The 14,667-nt window shown below is 59.5% G+C and carries 15 protein-coding genes; 5 read left to right on the forward strand and 10 right to left on the reverse strand.

Annotation, left to right across the window (positions count from 1 at the left end; translation table 11 throughout):
• Nucleotides 1-3 precede the first annotated feature (3 nt).
• From BMZ32_RS17920 to pgm, 3 genes are all read right to left on the reverse strand, one after another.
• A complete protein-coding gene (locus tag BMZ32_RS17920) occupies nucleotides 4-375 on the reverse strand; it encodes a winged helix-turn-helix domain-containing protein (protein WP_090244540.1) in 372 nt (123 codons plus the stop codon).
• A 181-nt stretch (nucleotides 376-556) separates the two neighbouring features.
• Nucleotides 557-715: a DUF3309 family protein gene (locus tag BMZ32_RS17925; protein ID WP_090244542.1), complete on the reverse strand. Its 159-nt coding sequence runs from the start codon at nucleotides 713-715 to the stop codon at nucleotides 557-559.
• Nucleotides 716-843: 128 nt separating this feature from the next.
• On the reverse strand, nucleotides 844-2,496 hold the full coding sequence (gene pgm, locus BMZ32_RS17930) for a phosphoglucomutase (alpha-D-glucose-1,6-bisphosphate-dependent) (RefSeq protein WP_090244544.1): 1,653 nt from the start codon (nucleotides 2,494-2,496) through the stop codon (nucleotides 844-846).
• A 723-nt stretch (nucleotides 2,497-3,219) separates the two neighbouring features.
• On the opposite strand from pgm, the gene BMZ32_RS17940 reads away from it, so the two are divergent.
• Nucleotides 3,220-5,340, forward strand: a complete 2,121-nt coding sequence (locus BMZ32_RS17940) for a putative bifunctional diguanylate cyclase/phosphodiesterase (protein WP_090244548.1) — start codon at nucleotides 3,220-3,222, stop codon at nucleotides 5,338-5,340.
• Between the two features lie 58 nt (nucleotides 5,341-5,398).
• Here the strand turns inward: BMZ32_RS17940 and BMZ32_RS17945 are convergent, their stop codons facing one another.
• Both BMZ32_RS17945 and BMZ32_RS17950 read right to left on the reverse strand, forming a co-directional pair.
• On the reverse strand, nucleotides 5,399-6,103 hold the full coding sequence (locus tag BMZ32_RS17945) for a Crp/Fnr family transcriptional regulator (RefSeq protein WP_090244550.1): 705 nt from the start codon (nucleotides 6,101-6,103) through the stop codon (nucleotides 5,399-5,401).
• 130 nt (nucleotides 6,104-6,233) lie between these two features.
• Nucleotides 6,234-6,962: a Crp/Fnr family transcriptional regulator gene (locus tag BMZ32_RS17950; protein ID WP_090244552.1), complete on the reverse strand. Its 729-nt coding sequence runs from the start codon at nucleotides 6,960-6,962 to the stop codon at nucleotides 6,234-6,236.
• Between the two features lie 246 nt (nucleotides 6,963-7,208).
• Between BMZ32_RS17950 and BMZ32_RS17955 the strand changes: the two genes are divergently transcribed.
• Entirely contained in the window at nucleotides 7,209-7,742 is a 534-nt protein-coding gene (locus tag BMZ32_RS17955; protein ID WP_090244555.1) for a hypothetical protein, read from the forward strand.
• A 22-nt stretch (nucleotides 7,743-7,764) separates the two neighbouring features.
• Here the strand turns inward: BMZ32_RS17955 and BMZ32_RS17960 are convergent, their stop codons facing one another.
• Genes BMZ32_RS17960 through BMZ32_RS17970 form a run of 3 tightly spaced genes read right to left on the reverse strand, consistent with a single transcriptional unit; the run spans nucleotide 7,765 to nucleotide 9,724 of the window.
• The gene (locus BMZ32_RS17960; protein WP_090244559.1) at nucleotides 7,765-7,998 is read right to left on the reverse strand and encodes an anti-sigma factor family protein; all 234 of its coding nucleotides are present in this window, start codon (nucleotides 7,996-7,998) and stop codon (nucleotides 7,765-7,767) included.
• Complete coding sequence (locus tag BMZ32_RS17965) at nucleotides 7,992-8,603, reverse strand: RNA polymerase sigma factor (RefSeq protein ID WP_090244561.1); 612 nt, start codon at nucleotides 8,601-8,603, stop codon at nucleotides 7,992-7,994. Before BMZ32_RS17965 ends, BMZ32_RS17960 begins: the two co-directional genes overlap by 7 nt.
• Entirely contained in the window at nucleotides 8,603-9,724 is a 1,122-nt protein-coding gene (locus tag BMZ32_RS17970) for a beta-ketoacyl-ACP synthase III (protein WP_090244736.1), read from the reverse strand. Before BMZ32_RS17970 ends, BMZ32_RS17965 begins: the two co-directional genes overlap by 1 nt.
• A gap of 519 nt (nucleotides 9,725-10,243) precedes the next feature.
• Between BMZ32_RS17970 and BMZ32_RS17975 the strand changes: the two genes are divergently transcribed.
• Nucleotides 10,244-10,855, forward strand: a complete 612-nt coding sequence (locus BMZ32_RS17975; RefSeq protein WP_090244562.1) for a LysE family translocator — start codon at nucleotides 10,244-10,246, stop codon at nucleotides 10,853-10,855.
• Nucleotides 10,856-10,884: 29 nt separating this feature from the next.
• Nucleotides 10,885-11,613, forward strand: a complete 729-nt coding sequence (locus tag BMZ32_RS17980; protein WP_244154009.1) for a substrate-binding periplasmic protein — start codon at nucleotides 10,885-10,887, stop codon at nucleotides 11,611-11,613.
• Between the two features lie 93 nt (nucleotides 11,614-11,706).
• Here BMZ32_RS17980 and BMZ32_RS17985 read toward each other — a convergent pair whose 3' ends face one another.
• Both BMZ32_RS17985 and BMZ32_RS17990 read right to left on the reverse strand, forming a co-directional pair.
• Nucleotides 11,707-12,132 (reverse strand): 3-isopropylmalate dehydratase, encoded by a 426-nt coding sequence (locus BMZ32_RS17985; RefSeq protein ID WP_090244564.1) that lies wholly within the window; start codon nucleotides 12,130-12,132, stop codon nucleotides 11,707-11,709.
• Between the two features lie 97 nt (nucleotides 12,133-12,229).
• Complete coding sequence (locus BMZ32_RS17990) at nucleotides 12,230-12,667, reverse strand: HIT family protein (RefSeq protein ID WP_090244566.1); 438 nt, start codon at nucleotides 12,665-12,667, stop codon at nucleotides 12,230-12,232.
• A gap of 258 nt (nucleotides 12,668-12,925) precedes the next feature.
• Between BMZ32_RS17990 and BMZ32_RS17995 the strand changes: the two genes are divergently transcribed.
• Entirely contained in the window at nucleotides 12,926-14,635 is a 1,710-nt protein-coding gene (locus tag BMZ32_RS17995; RefSeq protein WP_090244568.1) for an amidase, read from the forward strand.
• Nucleotides 14,636-14,667: the final 32 nt, after the last annotated feature.

Here is a 14,667-nt window from a genome sequence, read left to right on the forward strand (position 1 = left end):
TTTTCAACGATCAGCTTGGTCGAGCGGGACAAGCTCGGCCATTAGCTCGGCCAGTTCATCACAGCCACTTTGCACAGCCACTTGGGCAGCGGCGCAAATGCCGCGGTAGCGTTGCAGTACCTGCTCGCCGGTGGCGGTGAGCTGGGTGCCACCGCCGTGCTTGCCACCGGCCAGGGTGCTGACCAGTGGCTGCTTAAAACTACGGTTCATGGTTTCCACCAGCAGCCAGGCGCGCCGGTAAGACATGCCCAAAGCACGTGCAGCCGCGCTGATCGAGCCATGCTCAGCAATCGCCGCCAGCAGCTCGGCCTTGCCGGGGCCGATGGCAATATCGCTGCCGTTATGCAGGCGGATTTTCAGATCAAGACGATACATGCGCTGACCACAACGAGGGATTCGCTGCGCAGCCTAACGCCTGATCAGATCAGGTGGAAGGTTCGACGCAACCGGTAGGAGCGGCGGGGACGCCGAGTTCATGCCCGCGATGCTTTGCTGTCGACATCGATTCGCGGGCAAGTCCGCTCCGACAAAGGTTACGCATGTTGGCATGGCAGCTTTAAATTATGCCCATTACGAGCAGCACCACCAGCACAATCACCACTACGCCCAAACCGCCCGTAGGCCCGTAACCCCAGCTTTTGCTGTGTGGCCAAGCGGGTATGGCGCCGATCAATAACAGCACCAGCACGATCAATAGAATAGTACCCAGGCTCATGGCGTTCTCCTTGATGAGTCACTGCAGCACGCCGGAACATCAGGTGCCAAGATGGCACCCAAGCGTCGCATCATCCTGCGCGCGAAAATGGCCCGTGTCGGTGCGCTATCGAACCCATGAGCGTTGCGCTATTCGGCGGCCAATGCGCCATCCACAATCTGCTGCGCCTCACTGAAGATGCGCTGCAAGTGCGCTTCATCGCGGAAGCTTTCGGCGTAGATCTTGTAGATATCTTCAGTGCCCGACGGCCGCGCGGCGAACCAGCCGCCGTCGCTGATCACCTTGATCCCGCCAATCGCCGCGCCGTTACCTGGTGCCTTATCCAGCACCTGGATGATGGCATCGCCGGCCAGTTCACGGCTGCTGATTTGTGCGGGCGAGAGTTTGCCCAAGGCCTTCTTCTGCGCGGGTGTCGCGGGCGCATCAACGCGGTCGGCGTAGATCGCGCCGAACTCATCGCTCAGGCCTTGGTACAACTCGCCAGGGTCGCGCCCGCAAACCGCAGTCATTTCTGCCGAGAGCAGCGCCAGGGCGATGCCGTCCTTATCGGTGGTCCAGACCCGACCATCACGGCGTAGGAAGGTCGCACCGGCGCTTTCCTCACCGCCAAAGCCCAGGGAGCCATCGAACAGGCCGCTGGCAAACCATTTAAAGCCCACCGGCACTTCCTGTATTGGCCGGCCCAGGCGCTGGCTAACGCGGTCGATCATCGCGCTGCTGACCAGGGTCTTGCCCACCGCCGCGGTGGCGCTCCACTGTGGACGATGCTGGAACAGGTAATCGATGGCCACGCTGAGGAAGTGGTTGGCCGGCAACAAGCCGACACTCGGCGCGACGATGCCGTGACGGTCGTAATCGGTGTCGCAGGCAAAGGCGATGTCGTAACCGTTTTTCAAGCTGATGAGGCGCTGCATGGCATGGCTGGAGGATGGGTCCATGCGGATCTGCCCATCCCAGTCCAGGCTCATAAAGGCAAACTGCGGGTCGATGGTCTGGCTTACTACGTCCAGATTAAGGCCGTACTGCTCGGCAATCCGCCCCCAGTAATGCACGCCTGCACCGCCCAGCGGATCGACGCCCAGGTGCAAGCCAGCGGCGCGAATTGGGGCAAAGTCGATGACGTTGCCCAGGTCATTCACATAGGCACTGAGGTAATCGTACTCATGCACATTGGCGGCCTGGCGCGCCTGCGCCAGGGGCATGCGCTTAACCTCACGCAAGCCACCTTCAAGCAGCGCGTTGGCACGGTTCTGCACCCAGCTGGTGATGTCGCTGTCGGCTGGGCCGCCGTTAGTGGGGTTGTACTTGAAGCCGCCACTGTCCGGCGGGTTGTGCGACGGGGTGATGACGATGCCATCGGCCAAGCCGCTGCTGCGGCCCTGGTTATGCACCAGAATGGCCTGGCTGATCGCGGGCGTCGGAGTGAACTCGCCACCGGCGGAGATCATTGTTTGCACGCCATTGGCGGCCAGCACTTCAATCGCGCTGTCCAGCGCCGGTTGCGACAGCGCATGGGTATCCGCGCCGATAAACAACGGCCCGCTGATGCCCTGCGCTACCCGGTAATCACAAATCGCCTGGCTGATGGCCAGCACATGCGCTTCATTGAAGCTGTGCGCCAGAGAACTGCCGCGGTGCCCGGACGTACCAAATGCCACGCGCTGGCTGGCCACTGTGGGGTCTGGCTGCAGGTCGTAATAGGCGGCCAGCAGTGCAGTGATATCGGTCAACATCGAGATGGGTGCCGGCTGACCGGCCAAAGGGTGAATACGCGGGCTCACATCAGACTCCAGATAATCTCAGGGCGGTAGAACGTGCGCCAGTCTAGCAGCCCTGCTGGTGTAATCGGGCCTGCGCTCGGGGAGACTCGCTAAGTGCGCTTGCGCACCGACAGCGCCGCGCCAATCGTTAAATCTAGTGCTGCGCTTCCTAGGCCTGTTAATTGGCCAAGGGCTGCGTGGGTTACCCGGAATCACCCTCGGCCCGCCCGGGGTGACTAACTAAATAGGCTAAAGCTGCAGTTATCGACGTCATGTCGCAGGTCATCGCGCGCTTGGACGTTGTGCGTTAAGGAAAGACGCCTAGCAACCGTCCACTGCCGTGGAGAAATGTCATGCACAGGCTCGGATACGTACGTTCAATCGCCCAGCACAGCCTTTTGCTTCTGTTACTGCTCAGCGCCGCTGCACAGGCAGAGGGTTTACTTGCTCCGGCGGTATTCATTACCGCCCCTCAGCAGACCCGCACACACGCTTTAAGCACGCGCAGTAGCCTGGACAAAGCAGCCTTACAACCCGTGGCGGCCGATCGGCAACTGCCGGCTAAGCGCAATGCCGGCCAGTGGCTCAGCCACTCAGTAAAACCGTCCGACTCGGCTGCCCCGCTGCTTCCCAGGTTGCGTTTCTAAAACACAGGCTAAGCGAGCGCTCACATGAGCTAACGCTGCATCCGCAACCGCAGGCGCGCCAAATCCGGCGTAACCCTCGCTAGGAAGTGTCGGCAACATGGTTAATCACATTCTGGTCATCACCGCTAACAGCGACGACGCTGCCACCCTGGATAAGGTTTTGGACAGAGCCCACGACGGCCCTTTTTGCATTGAATGGGTGACCCGCCTGAGCCTGGCCCTGGAGCGCTTGCGGCTTAAGGAGCCTGTAGCGATTGATGCCATCTTGATTGATTTAGCGTTACCCGACAGCCAAGGTCTGGCTACCTTTAGCCAATTGTTTGCCCTGGCGCCGGGCATTCCAATCATGACCCTTAGCGAGCTTGATGCTGACCAGCAGACGGCTGAAGCGATCCGCCTTGGCGCTCAGGGCAGCCTGTCCAAGGGGCATTTCGGCAGTGCCCTGGTGCCACAAGCGCTGCGCAATATCATCCGCCGTAAAGCGGTTGAAGAAGCGCTGTTTGTGGAAAAGGCGCGCCTGATCATCACCCTGAACTCAATCAGCGATGCGGTCATCGGCACCGACCTGCACGGTAACGTCGACTACCTCAATAGCGCGGCCGAACAGATGACTGGCTGGTTACAAGCCGACGCGCAAAACCAGCCGATCGACAGCGTTATGCGCCTGGTTAATGACCAAACCCGCGCACCCGTTACCAACCCGATTTTCAAGGTCCTCCAAGACGATGCCTGCAAGCTGCTGGCCACCGGCACCATCCTGATCCGCCGTGACGGCAGCGAATCGGCCATCGAAGATAGCGCCGCGCCGATCCATGACTCAGCAGGGCACCTCAAAGGCGCGGTGATGGTCTTTCATGACATCGCTGCGGCCCACGCGATAACCGAAAAAATGGCCCATCAGGCGCAACACGACAGCCTGACTAACCTGCCCAATCGCTCCCTGCTGAATGACCGCATCACCCAGGCCATTGGCCTGGCCGAGCGCCACAACAGCGAACTGGCCCTGCTGTTTCTTGACTTGGACAACTTCAAACACATCAACGACTCACTCGGGCACTGCATCGGTGACCAACTGCTTCAAGCCGTGGCTCTGCGCTTGTGTAGCTGTGTGCGCAGCTCGGATACGGTCAGCCGAATGGGCGGGGATGAGTTTGTCGTGCTGCTGAGCCAAAACCATTCGGCGGAAGATGCGGCGCACACGGCTGAAAAAATCCTCGAAAGCCTGGCGGCCACCTTTGTGATTGCTCAACAGCAATTGTTTATAACCGCCAGCATCGGCATCAGCACCTACCCTAATGATGCCCAGACGACGCAGGATCTGATCAAAAATGCCGATACGGCGATGTACCAGGCCAAGGAGGAAGGCCGCAACAACTACCAGTTCTTCCGCAGTGAAATGAACCGCCGCGCCGTGGAACGGCAAGTGATTGAAGCGCACCTGCGCACAGCCATGGATAACGGCGAGTTCATCCTCCACTACCAACCCAAGATTGACCTGCACAGCGGCAAAATTACCAGCGCCGAAGCGCTGATCCGCTGGCAGCATCCGGCGTGGGGGTTGATTTTACCGGCCCGCTTTATTCCGGTAGCCGAAGCCTGCGGACTGATCGTAGCGCTCGGCCGTTGGGTGCTGGTGCAAGCCTGTACCCAAGCCAAACGCTGGGAAAATTGTGGCTATCAGCTCGACTCAATAGCGGTGAACATCTCAGCTCAGGAGTTTCGCCATAAGAGTTTTGTCGCCAGCGTGACGAACGCCTTGGCCGTCTCAGGGTTGCCGCCGCACAACTTGCAACTAGAAATCAGCGAAAGCGTACTAATGCGTGACGCCGAGGCCAGCGTGACGATTTTGCAGCAGCTTAAGGCGCTGGGCGTCCAGCTAGCGGTGGACGACTTTGGCACCGGCTATTCCAGCCTCAGCTACCTCAGCCAATTCCCCCTCGACGTGCTGAAAATTGATCAATCCTTTATCAAAGACATTCACCGCACTAACGGCATCATCGTCAATGCGGTCATCGCCATGGGCAATAGCCTTAAGCAACGGGTGATTGCTGAAGGCATCGAAGAAGCGGTGCAGTTGGAGTTCCTGCGCCACCATCACTGCGGCGAAGGCCAAGGGTTTTTGTTCAGCCACCCGGTCAGCGTGGAGCGCTTTGCTAATTTACTGCGCTGCGGTATCAGCTCGCCAATCAATACGCTTTGCCAAGCAACCGGGACCTAAAGCCTACTGCTGTTTCGGTGCCGGCGCCGGCAAGCGAAACGGCAGTAAGCACCTGCACCTAGAACTGCGCGTGATAATCGTCCTGCAACGCGGCATAACACTCGCAGGCGGCATGCTCTAATCCACCACGGTCGAGAATCTTGATTTCACCCCGGCTGTAGCTGATCAAACCGCGCTCTTGCAAGGCGGCAGCGGCGATCGATACACCGCTACGACGCACCCCGAGCATGTCTGCCAGAAACTCATGGGTCAGGTGAAAGTGATTGGCATGGGCGCGGTCATGGGTCATCAGCAGCCAGCGCGCTAAACGCGGCTCAATTTCATGAAAGTGAACGCACGCCGCGCTCTGCGACAACTGCGCCATGACTACATACAGATAGCGCTTAAGGGTGCGCAACAGAGCTGGGCTTCTCAGCAGCTGCTGCCGAAACAGCACACTGCTAATGCGCAAGGCACTGCCTGAGCCTTGCACCACCGCGCGTATAGGCGCTTGTGCAACCCCTAACGCGAGCGTCGCGCCGAGCATGCCTTCATTGCCGATCAAGCCCATTTCCAGGGGTTGGTGACCCTTTAGCGTGGTCACCAGGGCTATAAACGCACTCAGCGGAAAATACACATGGCCAATCGGCTGATTGGCCTCATACAGCACACTGCCAAAAACCAGTTCCACCGGCTCACAGACGTTGAGTAGCTGTTTGCGTTGCTTGCTCGGCAGGCCTTCAATCAGCTGGCTGAGGATGTGCCGCGGTGCTATAGCAGACATTCATTGGTCCTTAGCACGACGCTTGCCAAAGAATGGCGCGATAACGGTGCTTGACGCCCTCGCCATTGCAGTCTGCCTGAGTAGCCGGGCAGCGCTCTGTGCGCTGCGGCACCCAAGCCAGGGCCACCACTTAATGCGTCAAATGGGGGGCATTGCAAGGCAGTAAACGATCAGTTTCGGACTTGACCACGGCGTAGCATTCACAACTCAGGCTTTCGAGTCTTTCGCGGTCGCGCACGGTGATCAGCCCCCGGCTGTAGTCAATTACACCCAGGCGATGCAGCTTGCCGGCAGCTTCAGTCACGCCCTCACGGCGCACGCCGAGCATATTGGCGATCAGCTCCTGAGTCATGGCCAATTGGCTACCTGACAGGCGATCAAGCGACAACAGCAACCAGCGACACAGCTGCTGGTCAATCGAGTGATGACGGTTGCACACTGCCGTCTGCGCCATCTGGGTAATCAGCGCCTGGCTGTAACGCAGCATCAGATGCAGCATCTCGCCGTGACGGTTGAACTCTTCTTTAAAGCGTTTGCCCAGCACCCGGTAGGCACTCCCCGCACTTTGCACAATGGCGCGGCTGGTGGTGCTTTCACCGCCCATAAACAGCGCTACGCCAATCACCCCGTCATTGCCCACCACGGAAATCTCCGCCGATGCGCCGCTTTCCATCACATACAGCAGGGATACGATTGAGTCAGTCGGAAAGTAGACATGCCGCAACGTGTCGCCCGACTCGTAGAGCACCATACCCAGCGGCATGTCCACTAACTCAAGGTGCGGCAACAGACGCTCCACTACCTCGCGGGGCAGCGTGGCAAGAAGGTGGTTCTGCTGCGGACTGGGGGTTACGGACATCATTGTCTCCGATCAAGATCCTGCGGACGGGGTGTGCGCGACCGGAATAGGGCTCTGACCGCATAGAGCAGCGTAATCCAATCTAGAATTTTATCTGTACGCTAGCGTACAGACAGACACCATCGCGAGCCGTTAAAAGAATAGGAAAATGACCATCGTGCAGGTGAGCCAAAAGCAGCATCTGCAGCGGTAACGGCCATTTCCGGCTATTCTTGCCAGCCTTTTTGATCCTGCAGGATGACCCGAATGAAAGCCCAGCTCGAAGAACTGATCGGTAAAATAAGCTCGGGCTGCATGCTGGCCAACGACATCGCACGCATCGCCGAGGACGCCGCCCAGGCCTATGCCGACCCGCAGGCATTCCTCGCGGCCAACCCGGACATCAACTACGACGACAGCTTCCCTATTCCGCTGGGTGAGTGGATGGTCATCGGCAGCCTGCCGGAAACCGTGTTATTCCAGGCTGATAGTTATGATGCGCTGTTTCAGCAGATCGTCGAATCGTTCGGACCAGAGGTGAGCTTTGTGCTTAAGCCCAAGCAACTGGCCAAAGTCGAACCGCTAAAAGCGCTGAACCGCATTCAGGTGCAACTCGCCAGTCTGTCGCCGGAAACCAAGGGGTATGTGTTGCTGGATTTCAGCGAGCCGCTGGATGACGAGCTGCAAGCCGTGCTGGTCTACAGCAGCGATTTGGAAAGGGTGATGGCATTAGCGGTGGAAGTCGGCATTTACGCCGCGCCGGCCTACGAAGCGCTGAAAGCAGCGCACAGCGAAGAATAAAACCGATTCGCCAGCAGCGCACTCAGCGCTGCTGGCGACGCAACTCGGCAAGCTTGCCAGCCAGCGCATCCAACTCGGCACTCTGCCCACGCGGCAAGCGGCGCAGCACCCCCTGGGCCAGGCGCAACTGCTTAATAAAGCGCCGGCAATTGACGCACATGGTCAGGTGCATACGCACGGACAGACGCTTATGCAGCCCCATCTGACCATCGATATAGTCACTGGAGTGGGCCACCAACTCCTTGCAGCTCAACATTGTCCGGTCTCCTCAAAATGCTCCAAGGTGGCAAAAACCTTGAGTCGAGCACGGTGCAGCAGTACCCGCACATTAGAGAGAGACACCTGCAAAAGATTACAAATCGCCTGCAATTCCAACCCTTCACGCTCACGCAAGTGCAAAACACTGGCTTGCAGTTCGGGCAGGCTGGCCAGGGTATGTTCCAGGCACTCGCGCAACTCCTCTTCGCTCAGCAGTGCTTCCGGGGAGTCGTGATGCCAGGCATGCGGGGCAAGTAACCAATGGCCATTCTCCCTGAAACGCTCATCGCCGACACTGCCATGGGGTGAGGGAATATCGTCGAGCAACACTTCGCGGCGATTGCCTTTCAGGCGGGTTTTCGCAGTGTTGGCGGTGATGGTCAACAGCCAGGTTTTCAGGCTTGAGCGCGCCTGAAAACCGTCAAGGCTACGCACCACGGCCAGCCAGGCATCTTGCACCACTTCGTCAGCATTGCGGCTGCCAACAATGGCAAAAGCCACCGCGCGCATCGCCCCCTGATAGGTGACGACTAGCTCACGGTAGGCTTTCTGTTCGCCTGCACGCAGGCGAACTAGGAGCGCCTGATCAACCGGGTACTCCATCAATGTTTGCGCAGAATCACGCTACCAATGGAATACCCCGCACCGAACGAGCTGAGCACGCCCAGCGCGCCGCTCGGCAGGTCATCTTGGTATTTATGCAGGGCAATCACCGAACCGGCCGAACTGGTGTTGGCGTAGGTGTCGAGAATCACCGGCGCTTCGCCTGGCTCAGCATCACGGCCGAGCAGCTTGCGCGCGATCAGCAGGTTCATGTTGAGGTTGGCCTGATGCAGCCAGAAGCGCTTCACGTCACCGACATTCAGCTGATTTTCCGCCAGGTGCGCGGCAATCAGTTCTGCAACCATGGGGCAAACGTCCTTAAACACCTTGCGGCCTTCCTGAACGAACAGCTTGTCGCGCGCACCAACGCCCTCCTCCGCACAGCGGTTGAGGAAGCCGAAGTTGTTGCGAATATTGTTGCTGAACTGAGTAATCAGCTTGGTGCCGACGATATCGAACTGACAGTCCGAGGTGGCCTGGTCAGCGCGCTCAATGATCACTGCCGTGGCCGCATCACCGAAAATGAAGTGACTGTCGCGGTCACGAAAGTTTAGGTGACCGGTGCAGATTTCCGGGTTGACCATCAAAATCGCCCGGGCCTGGCCCAGTTGCACGCTGTTGGCGGCGGCCTGAATACCAAAGGTGGCCGAGGAGCACGCCACGTTCATGTCGTAACCAAAGCCCTGAATGCCCAACGCGGCCTGCACTTCAATGGCTACGGCCGGGTAGCCACGTTGCAAGTTGGAGCAGGCAACGATCACCCCGTCGATATCGGCGGCAGTTTTACCAGCACGCGCCAGGGCGTCTTTGGCGGCGCCGACGGCCATTTCGCAGAGGATGCCCCACTCGTCATTGCTGCGCTCAGGAATGCGCGGGGCCATACGCTGTGGGTCAAGAATGCCGGCTTTGTCCATGACAAAGCGGCTTTTGATACCGGAGGCTTTTTCGATAAAACCACTGCTCGACTCGCTCAGCGCGTCGACTTCACCGCTGGCGATAGCCGCGGCGTTATCGGCATTAAATTGCTGCACGAAGGCGTTGAATGACTCGACCAACTCATCGTTGGAAATACTGTTTGCCGGGGTATAGAGGCCGGTACCGCTGATCACGACGTTATGCACAGTCATTCCTCATGTTCTTCGCCGCAGGCAGCGGCCAGTTATGCAGTAGGCCCAGGGCTGGCTGGCCATGAGCAAAAAATAGGCTGACAGGCTCAGCACACTCAGTCCCTGAAACAGCCTGTTACTTACCACGGAGTTTGCCACAGCCATGGGGCCTTCGTCCGCTCAGCACGTCAGGGCAGATGCAACGTGCTGTCGGCTAATGAGGCAAAGATGCTCATAACGTCGCACAAGACACATCCGGCCGAAGCCTAATCGCCGGCGCTTGAGTCGTCAGAAACAACCGCCTCAGTCCTGAATATAGTGGGCACATCAGCGCTCAGCGGCACGCGTAAATATGATTAGGTTGGCCAGCGCAAGCATGCCATTTGCCAACAACGTCAAGGAAGCCAGCGCGGCTAGCCCTGACCCAGCTGCGGAGACGCGCGCCAGCCAGCCACTTGACTATCGAGTCACAGCGTGAAAAAACGGAGGCCGCAGGCACGACCCTGCCCCCTTACGCTTTTGGATACCTACCTTATGGCCCTGCATACCTGGCTTTTATTTGTTACCGCGGTGTTGGGTCTGGCGTTAACACCGGGCCCCAATGGCCTACTTGCGCTCAGCCATGGCGCGCTCTATGGCCACCGTAAGACCCTGTTTACGGTCAGTGGCGGCGTGCTTGGTTTTACCCTGCTGATGGCCTTGTCGATGCTCGGCATTGGCACCTTGCTGCAAGCCTCAGCGCAGGCGCTGATCATTCTCAAATGGCTGGGCGGTGCCTACCTGATCTGGCTTGGCATTCAACTCTGGCGCGCCCCGCCCTTGCACTTGAGCATGGCCGAGAAAGCCACTGAGCGCAGCGGTCTGAAACTATTCCGCCAGGGCCTGCTGTCGGCGCTATCCAACCCGAAGGTGATCCTGTTTTTTGGCGCTTTTCTGCCGCAATTTCTCGACCCACATGCCGATCTCTGGCTGCAGTTCGCCATCATGGCCATGACCTTTGCCGTGGTCGAAGGCAGCGTAGAATACCTGCTGGCGCGCATGGCTCATCGTGTGCGGCCCTGGTTACAACGCAGCGGTAAAGGCTTCAACCGTTGCTGCGGAGGGCTGTTTGCACTGATGGGCGCCGCCCTGCCAATGACCCGCTGAACGGCCACGACCAGAAAGGATCTGCACTGGTGTTGAAGTTGCTGCTTACGCCGCTGTTGCTCATGCTGAGTGCTGTGACACTTGCAGATGAGCGGGCGATTCGCTTTTCAATTAACGACAGCTGGGCCATGCCGATACTGCGTTTTGAGCAAGGCCGAGCCGTGGAAGGCATTCTGTTTGACCTGCAGCAACAGCTCGCGGCGCGGGTTGGACGTAAAGCAGAGTTTTTGGTGATGCCCAGCCTGCGCGTTCATCACGCGATGAACAATGGCGATATCGATGTGCGCTGCTACGTCAGCCCGAATTGGGTCAACAACTCTCATCCTCAGTTTATCTGGAGCCGGCCCTTTATGGTCCAGCGTGACTTGCTGGTGGGCACCCACGCTGAAGCGCGGCAGCCTGAACAGCTGCACGACGAACGTCTGGGCACGGTGATGGGCTTTTCCTATCCACGCCTGGAGCCGCTGTTCGCCAGCGGCCAGATCCAGCGCGAAGATGGGCGTACGCAGGAGCAAGTGCTACTTAAATTAGGGGCCCGCCGCTACAACTACGCCATCAGCAACGATCTGTCGCTGCACTGGTTCAACCGTAATCGAGCGCCCCAGCAGCACCTCCATGCACTCAGCGAACTGGCCAGCGAGCCGGTCGCCTGCATCATCCGCGACGCCGCGGATGTGCCAACCATGACCCTGCTGCGGGCCATGGTTCAGATGGAACAAGAGGGTGAATTCGCCGCCCTGCTCGCGCGTTATCGCTGAGCGGAGCATCAGGCGTAATGAAGGATCATGCTGCGGCGGGAAACATCACTGAACGCCAGGCCGGCACCTGATAGGGACCGGCTATTCAGGGCGTTACTGGCTAACCGGCAGGATATCGAAGCCCTTGCGATTATCGCTGACGATGCGGAAATCCTGTTGCGAGCCGGGTTGTACGTTCACTGCCAGTTCGCGGCGCAGGCGGCCTTTGCCGCACAGGGTATCGTCCATCTCGTCGATGCCAATGCTCAATACCCGCGTACCACTTGGTACCAAGAAGCGCACCTGCTCACCTACGCCGATGCGCGCAGCCACCTTGCGGTCCACCAGCACCGCAACATAGCAACCACCCCCCATACCGCCGACATCGCGGTTGACTCGTAATTGTCCGCCCTGTTCAAGGGGCTGCTGATAGCCAAGCAAACGCTCTGCCGGTACCGGCTTGATATCTTCCGGCGCGGGCTTCCAGGACGAACAGCCGGCCAACAGCAATAGCGGTAAAACGGCACCAAGTAATCGCATGGGAGCCCTCCATGGGCGCAGGTGAAAAGTAAGCAGAGCCGCTGGAGTATTGCCCCAGGCGCGACCCACCTCAAGTACAGAGGCGCATACCGCCAGGTCAGCCCGCGATACGCTTGAGCAACCGCGCCTGCAACGCCGCCAGTTGTTCGGGTTCAGCCTTACCGGCAGCATGCGCGCCAAGTGCCTCGCCCTCGTAACGCGGCACGATATGCACATGAATATGGAATACCGTCTGCCCCGCCGGCGCGCCATTAAACTGCGCCACCTGCACCCCGGCAGGCTCAAGCTCGGCCACCAGCACGCCGGTGAGTTGCTGTACTACCGCCATCATGTTGCCCAGGCTGGCGGCATCGACATCCAGCAGATTGCGCGCCGCCGAGCGTTTAGGAATCACCAGGGTGTGACCGAAGGACTGCGGAAACACATCGAGGAAGGCCAGCACCTCTTCATCTTCGTAGAGTTTGTAGCAAGGGGCTTCGCCGCGAATGATCTGGGCAAAGATATTCTGGCTATCGTATTCACCGTGCAGGCTCATCGGGTTCTCCAGTGCGCAGGGGTTGAAAGGGCTCCAACCATACCGATTTCTGCGCCCGGGGAAAAACCTACAACCTGACCAAATTGCCAATCCCCGTTATCCTGCGCCTTTCGCCAGCCAATCTGGAGCGCCCATGTCAGCCCTATCCGCCTACACGATCACGCACAAATGGCCGCGCAACCCCTTCATTGGCGAATCACAGCGCCAGCGCGCTGCCGATACTCACGCCAAACAATTCCAACAGCACGCGGTGACAGCATGATCGAGGTAACCGAAGTTTCTATTGCCCAATTGCGCGCTGCACTCGAAGCCGGGCAGACCACGGCCGTGGAGTTGGTGCAGGCCTATCACGCGCGCATCGATGCCTACGACGGCCTCGACACACCGACCCAGCTCAACGCCCTGGTGGTGCGCAACCCCGCCGCGCTCAAGGAAGCACACGCATCCGACGCCCGCCGCGCCCGTGGTGAGGCCCTAGGCCCACTGGACGGTATTCCCTATACGGCCAAAGACAGCTACCTGGTCAAAGGCCTTAGCGCCGCTTCCGGCAGCCCGGCCTTCAAAGACCTTACGGCCCATCGTGACGCCTTCACCATCGAGCGTCTGCGCGCTGCGGGCGCTATTTGCCTGGGTAAAACCAATATGCCGCCCATGGCCAATGGCGGGATGCAGCGCGGCGTTTATGGCCGCGCGCAAAGCCCGTACAACGCTCATTACCTCACTGCACCTTTCGCCTCAGGTTCATCCAACGGCGCAGGCACAGCTACAGCGGCTAGCTTTGCCGCCTTTGGCTTGGCCGAAGAAACCTGGTCGAGCGGTCGTGGCCCTGCCTCTAACAACGGCCTGTGCGCCTATACGCCTTCACGCGGGGTGATCTCGGTACGCGGCAACTGGCCGCTAACGCCGACCATGGATGTGGTGGTGCCGTTCGCTCGTACCATGGCCGACCTGCTTGATGTGCTCGACGTAATAGTCGCCGATGATGCCGACACGCGCGGCGACTTGTGGCGCTTGCAGCCCTGGGTGCCCATTCCTGCGGCGTCTTTGGTGCGCCCAGCGGCTTATGCCGAACTCGCCGCTAGCGCCGAAGCGCTGGCCGGCAAACGCTTCGGTGTGCCGCGCATGTTTATTAACCAAGATGAACACGCCGGCAGCAGCGCAGCCCCAGGCATCGGTGGTCCGACTGGCCAGCGCATCCACACCCGGCCCTCGGTCATCGCGCTGTGGGAAGCCGCGCGCAAGGCACTTGAAGTAGCTGGTGCTGAAGTGGTCGAAGTCGACTTCCCGCTGGTGTCCAACTGCGAAGGCGACCGCCCAGGCGCGCCGACCGTGTACAACCGCGGCATGGTCAGCCCGGAGTTTCTCCATCACGAACTCTGGGACCTATCGGCCTGGGCCTTCGATGACTTCCTCCAGGCCAACGGCGACCCCACACTTAACCGCTTGGTCGACGTCGATGGCCCGCAGATCTTCCCGCACGACCCTGGCACTCTGCCTAACCGTGAAGGCGATTTAGCCGCTGGTATGGACGAATACGTGCGCATGGCCGAACGCGGCATCACCCCATGGGACCAGATCAGCACATTGGCCGACGGCCTACGCGGCCTGGAACAAACCCGCAAGCTCGACCTGGAAGACTGGATGGATCAACTCGGCCTCGACGCCGTGCTGTTCCCCACCGTCGCCGACGTTGGTCCAGCAGACGCCGATGTAAACCCCGCATCCGCTGACATCGCTTGGAGCAACGGTGTGTGGGTGGCCAACGGCAACCTGGCCATCCGCCACCTGGGCGTGCCTACCGTCACTGTACCCATGGGCGTAATGGCCGATATCGGTATGCCTGTCGGCCTGACCTTCGCTGGCCGCGCCTACGATGACTCGGCGCTGCTGCGCATAGCGGCGGCGTTTGAATCGACCGGCTGCAAGCGTATGGTGCCGCCGCTTACGCCGCCGTTGTCGCAGCGCTGAAACAAAAACGGGATTGGCGCAAGAAGCGTCAA

This window comes from Pseudomonas guineae (assembly GCF_900113745.1).
Classification (GTDB): Bacteria; Pseudomonadota; Gammaproteobacteria; order Pseudomonadales; family Pseudomonadaceae; genus Aquipseudomonas; species Aquipseudomonas guineae.